The following is a 5,599-nucleotide window of genomic DNA, read 5'->3' on the forward strand; positions in this document are numbered from 1 at the left end:
GCCCGCTCACGCGGGCCACGGGGCCCACGGGAGCGGGCGCGTCCCGCAATGTTTCAGGCAATGGGAATTCAGGCGAACGCCGGCACCACTTCCTTGATGAAGAGCTCCAGCGATTTCTTCTTCTCGGCGTGGGGCAGGCTGTTGTCGCACCAGAAGCTGAACTCGTCGACGCCGAGTTCCTGGTAGTACTTGATACGCGCGATGATCTCTTCCGGCGTGCCGATCATGGTGTTCTTGCGGATGTTCTCCAGCTCGAACGCCGGCACTTCGGCGAACTTCGATTCCGGGCTCGGCTCCAGGAAACCGTTGACCGGGGTGGTCTTGTTGCCGAACCAGGCATCGAAGGTGCGGTAGAAGCGCGAGATGGCCTGGGCGCCGACTTTCCAGCCTTCCGGCTCGGCCGGGCTGTGCACGTGGGTGTGGCGCAGCACCATCAGTTGCGGGCGTGGCACGCCAGGGTTGTTGTCCAGTGCGGCCTGGAATTTGTTCTTCAGGTCCAGCACTTCCTCGTCACCCTTCATCAGCGGGGTGACCATGACGTTGCAGCCATTGGCCACGGCGAAGTTGTGCGAGTCCGGGTCGCGGGCAGCGATCCACATCGGTGGGGTGGCGTTGAACGGCTTCGGTACGCTGGTGGACGTGGGGAACTTGTACACTTCGCCGTCATGGGCGTAGTCGCCTTCCCACAGCTTGCGCACAACCGGCACCATTTCGCGCAGTGCCTTGCCGCCGTCGGTAGCCGGCATGCCACCTGCCATGCGGTCGAACTCGAACTGGTAGGCGCCACGCGCCAGGCCCACTTCCATGCGGCCCTTGCTGATCACGTCGAGCAGGGCGCATTCGCCCGCCACGCGGATCGGGTTCCAGAACGGCGCGATGATGGTGCCGGCGCCCAGGCGGATCTTGTCGGTGCGCGCAGCCAGGTACGCCAGCAACGGCATCGGGCTTGGCGAAATGGTGTACTCCATGGCGTGGTGTTCGCCGATCCACACGGTGCTGAAACCGCCGTTCTCGGCCATCAGGGTCAGTTCGGTCAGGTCTTCGAACAGCTGGCGGTGGCTGACCTGTTCATCCCAACGTTCCATGTGCACGAACAACGAAAATTTCATGGGGCTTTCCTCAACGCTTGAAAGGGGCTGGCGCCTGGCAGGGTTGGCACCAGCGGTCTCGATTCAGTACAGGTTTCAGGCAAAGGCCGGCAGGCTGGCCATCTTGCCGCGGCAGTACACCATCGGCCGTGGCGCCTCTTCAGGGACGATCAGGTTGTGTACCTTGCCGACCATGATGGCGTGGTCGCCACCTTCGTATTCGCGCCACAATTCGCATTCGATGACCGCGGTGGCACCGGCCAGGATCGGGTTGCCCAGTTCGCTCAGGGACCACTCGATGCCACTGGCCTTGTCCTTGCCCTTCTTGGCGAACGCATAGGCTTCTGCCTGCTGTTCACCGGACAACAGATGAATGGCAAAGCGCTTCTGCCTGATCAGCACAGGGTAGGAGTCGGAGGTGTAGTTGGGGCAGAACAGCACCAGCGGCGGGTCCATCGACAGGGAGGAAAAGGCGCTGGCGGTCAGGCCGACGACCGAGCCATCGTCGTCCAGGGTGGTGATGACGGTAACGCCGGACGGGAAGGAGCCCAGGACATGCTTGTAGACGGTTGCGTCGATCATCTGGTGTACCTCTGTAGGGCTGCGGTGGTCCGCGGTTTTTATCGTTGACGTGTCTGATGGTATACCGTAATACCTATTTTGCAAGCGGAATTTTCAAGCGAGGGTATTGCGCGATGAACGGCTCAAGCCCTTGTATGCCGTGGGTTTGAGCGGTAAGGCGGTTTGCCGCAGAGGTTGTGCGAGCGGATCAGTGGGTGTTTTTTCCTACGGATCAGTGTTGTCAAAAGTTTGGAATACCATAATATGGTCTTCAGCTGAGAGGCCGCCTAGATGCGGTTTCCTTACAAAGATAAAAACGACCTTTCGAGCTGAATCCTATGTCCCAACCGTCGTCGCAACACCAGTTTGTCGAGAATCACACGGTCGATTACGTTCCACCTGCCGAGCGCCACGGGAAGGCGCGCGACCTGTTCACCCTCTGGTTCAGTACCAACATCGCGCCACTGCCCATCGTCACCGGCGCCATGGTGATCCAGGTGTTCCACCTGAACCTGTTATGGGGGCTGGTCGCCATCGTGCTGGGCCATCTTGTCGGGGGCGTGGTCATTGCCCTTGCTTCTGCGCAGGGACCGCAGCTGGGCATTCCACAGATGGTGCAGAGCCGTGGCCAGTTCGGCCGCTACGGCGCCTTGCTGATCGTGTTCTTCACCGCGCTCATCTATGTCGGTTTCTTCATTTCCAACATCGTCCTGGCGGGCAAGACCATCCACGGCATCACCCCGAGCGTGCCGATGCCGGGTGCGATCGTGATCGGTGCGCTGAGTGCCACCGCCATTGGCGTGATCGGCTATCGTTTCATCCACATCCTCAACCGTATCGGTACCTGGGTGATGGGTTCGGCGCTGCTGGCCGGCTTCATCATGATGTTCGCCCAGGAACTGCCGGCCGACTTCTTCAGCCGTGGCGCGTTCAACCTGTCGGGCTTCATCGCCACCGTGTCGCTGGGCACCATCTGGCAGATAAGCTTCTCGCCGTATACCTCCGACTACTCGCGCTACCTGCCGCGTGAAGTGGGCATTGCCAAGCCGTTCTGGGCCACCTACTTCGGCGCTACCCTGGGGACCATCCTGTGCTTCAGCTTTGGTGCGGTGGCAGTGCTGTGCGTGCCGGAAGGTACCGATGCGATGGACGCGGTCAAGCAGGCCACCGGCTGGTTGGGCCCGATCCTGATGGTGCTGTTCCTGCTCAACATCATCAGCCACAACGCCCTCAACCTGTATGGCGCCGTGCTGTCGATCGTGACTGCAATCCAGACCTTCATCGCAGATTGGACGCCGAGCATCAAGGTACGGGTGGTGCTGGCTACGGTGATTCTGGTGGGCTGCGGCATGGTCGCGCTGAATGCCTCGGCGGACTTCATCGGCCAGTTCATCGGCTTGATCCTGGCGCTGCTGCTGGTGCTGGTGCCGTGGGCATCGATCAACCTGATCGACTTCTACCTGATCAAGAAGGGCCAGTACGACATCGCTTCGATCTTCAGCGCCGACGGGGGCATCTATGGCCGCTTCAACCACCACGCGATCATTGCCTATGCCTGCGGCATCCTGGTGCAGTTGCCGTTTGCCAATACGTCGCTGTATGTGGGGCCGTATTCCAATATCGTCGAAGGGGCTGACCTGTCGTGGCTGTTCGGCTTGCTGGTGACGGTGCCGCTGTACTACTGCCTGGCGACTCGGGGCACGGCTGCCGGGAAGGCGGGGCGGGTTGTGAGTGCCAGTGACTGATAGATTGGCGTTGCTGTAAAAGGGGCTGCGTTGCAGCCCATTCGCAGCACAAGGCTGCTCCTGCAAAGCAATCGCGTTGCCTGTAGGAGCAGCCTTGTGCTGCGAATGGGCCGCAACGCGGCCCCGGCTATTTCAGCTCACGCCTTGCTGCGGTCAGACGATCGCGATCAGTGGGTCGGCAGCGGCCAGTGCCAGGGCTCGGTCAGCCGCTGGCGGGTAGATCCACACCGAGTTGATCTGGCGTTTGAGGTCCTTGCCTTCCTGGCCGTGCAGCTTCAGTTCGCGCTCCCAACCCTCGCTGAACGTCGCGCCCCATTCGCCCAGGTCCAGGCAGGTGACGTACTTGGGCTGGCGGTACACCACCGGCTGCAGGCCGAGCAGGTCGGCCGCGGCGTTGTTGCCGGAGTGGCGCCCCATGGGGATGGCGTGCTGGCAGGTCATCAGGGCGTGGTTGCCCAGCTCGTCCACCGCGGCCCAGGCGGTGTCACCCGTGGCGTACACATGCTCCTGGCCCAGCACCTTCAGGTGATTGTCCACTTTCAGCCGGCCGAAGTTGTCGCGTTCGCCGGCAACCTGTGCAGTCAGCGGGCTGGCCTTAACGCCAACAGTCCAGATCACGGTGTTGCTGGCGATATGGTCGCCGTTGTCCAGGGTAACGCCACCGGCATCGACAGCCACCACCGAAGCCCCGGCCTTCCACTCGACCCCGGCCTGCTCGCAGGCGGCGACGATCGACGGCGTGATACCCGCGCCCAGCGCCGCACCAATTTGCGCACCACGGTCGACCACCACCACCCGCAGCGCCGCACTGGCGCCGAGGATGGCACGCAGGCGGGCAGGCATTTCCGTGGCGGTTTCAATACCTGTGAAGCCACCACCGCAGACCACCACAGTATTGCGTGCAGGCGAAGCGGGCAGGGCGGCCAGGCCGACCAGGTGCTGTTCCAGGCGCATGGCCGATTCCATCTGGTCGACATCGAATGCATGTTCGGACAAGCCAGGCACTGCCGGTCGCGCGACCTGGCTGCCCGCGGCAAGGATCAGACGGTCGTAGGCGATCTGTTGCTGGTGCCCCTGGGTGTCGGTGTAGCTGACGCTGCGCCCTTCGGTATCGATGCTGTCGGCGTTGCCTGGGATGAAGTGAATGCCCACGGCTTCGAACAGCTCGCCCAGCGGGGCCTTCATGCCGTGCACATCGGCCTCGTAGAAGCGCGGGCGAATGCGCAGTTCAGGCTGCGGAGCGAGGACACTGATGCTGATGTCGGCACGTTGGGCCTGGTCGAGCAGGCGCGCGGCGCTCAGGGCGCTCCATACACCGGCAAAGCCGGCACCGATGATGAGGATGTTCGATTTCATGAGGGTGCTCCGCAAGGTTCGAAGAGGGCTTCGAGGGCGAGTTGTGTGCCACTCGAATAACTACGACTGTATTTGTCGTAGTTATTGGGTGCAAGTTTTTTTTGCACGCAGGCGACATTGCGCACCACCGTTTCCTGGCCGAAATAGCCGTATTTACTGGGACGAATGAAAAAAGCAGGCCGACCGGCGGCAGCTGCGAGCTTTGCGGCGCAGGTACTACAGGCGTATCATTTGCGACAAGATTGGTCGGAGATAGATATGTCGCTCTACAGTGCTGGCGTCGAATACGGTATCCATTGCCTGCTGTTCCTGGTGGACGAGCGGGGCGACTCGCGTGAGTCCAGCGTGCGCGACCTGGCGGAGCTGCAGGGTGTACCTCAGGAGTACCTGGCCAAGGTATTCACCAAGCTGGCCCGTGCCGGTCTGGTGGCCGCCACCGAAGGCGTGCGTGGTGGCTTCAGGCTGGCGCGGCCGTCGGATGAAATCACCGTGCTGGATATCGTCAATGCCATCGACGGGCCGAAGAAGATCTTCGACTGCCGCGAAGTTCGCGAGCGTTGCAGCCTGTTCGAGGGTTCGCCCCCGGGTTGGGCAACCGAGGGCACCTGCGCGATCCACGCGGTGATGCTGGGTGCGCAGAAGCGCATGGAAGAGGCCCTGGCGCAGCAGACCATTCTTGACCTGGCGCGGCGGTTCGGGCGCAAGGCGCCGGCCGAATTCGGGCAGAAGGTCAATGCCTGGATGGGTGAGCGGCGGGAGGGCAAAGGGGCAGGGGATATTCCAGTCAGTCAGGTCTGAATCTGTTGCCTGCACCGGCCTCTTCGCGGGGTAAACCCCGCCCCCCCGGGG

At 62.2% G+C, this 5,599-nt stretch carries 5 protein-coding genes; 2 read left to right on the plus strand and 3 right to left on the minus strand.

All coding sequences use genetic code 11. The features are described from left to right. Positions 1–68: 68 nt before the first annotated feature. Positions 69–1,109, minus strand: coding sequence for an LLM class flavin-dependent oxidoreductase (locus ACK1U9_RS20895; protein ID WP_046615473.1), 1,041 nt, complete (start codon positions 1,107–1,109; stop codon positions 69–71). 75 nt (positions 1,110–1,184) lie between these two features. Then, positions 1,185–1,670: a flavin reductase family protein gene (locus ACK1U9_RS20900; protein WP_003259250.1), complete on the minus strand. Its 486-nt coding sequence runs from the start codon at positions 1,668–1,670 to the stop codon at positions 1,185–1,187. Positions 1,671–1,987: 317 nt separating this feature from the next. Between ACK1U9_RS20900 and ACK1U9_RS20905 the strand changes: the two genes are divergently transcribed. Beyond that, positions 1,988–3,394, plus strand: coding sequence for a purine-cytosine permease family protein (locus ACK1U9_RS20905; RefSeq protein ID WP_085599119.1), 1,407 nt, complete (start codon positions 1,988–1,990; stop codon positions 3,392–3,394). A gap of 153 nt (positions 3,395–3,547) precedes the next feature. On the opposite strand, the gene ACK1U9_RS20910 is transcribed toward ACK1U9_RS20905, so the two are convergent. Further along, positions 3,548–4,750 carry an NAD(P)/FAD-dependent oxidoreductase gene (locus ACK1U9_RS20910; protein ID WP_449110152.1) on the minus strand — a complete coding sequence of 401 codons (1,203 nt, stop codon included), beginning with the start codon at positions 4,748–4,750 and terminating at the stop codon, positions 3,548–3,550. Positions 4,751–5,008: 258 nt separating this feature from the next. On the opposite strand from ACK1U9_RS20910, the gene ACK1U9_RS20915 reads away from it, so the two are divergent. Next, positions 5,009–5,548, plus strand: coding sequence for an RrF2 family transcriptional regulator (locus tag ACK1U9_RS20915; RefSeq protein WP_003259245.1), 540 nt, complete (start codon positions 5,009–5,011; stop codon positions 5,546–5,548). Positions 5,549–5,599: the final 51 nt, after the last annotated feature.

This window comes from Pseudomonas sp. XP1, assembly GCF_053557675.1.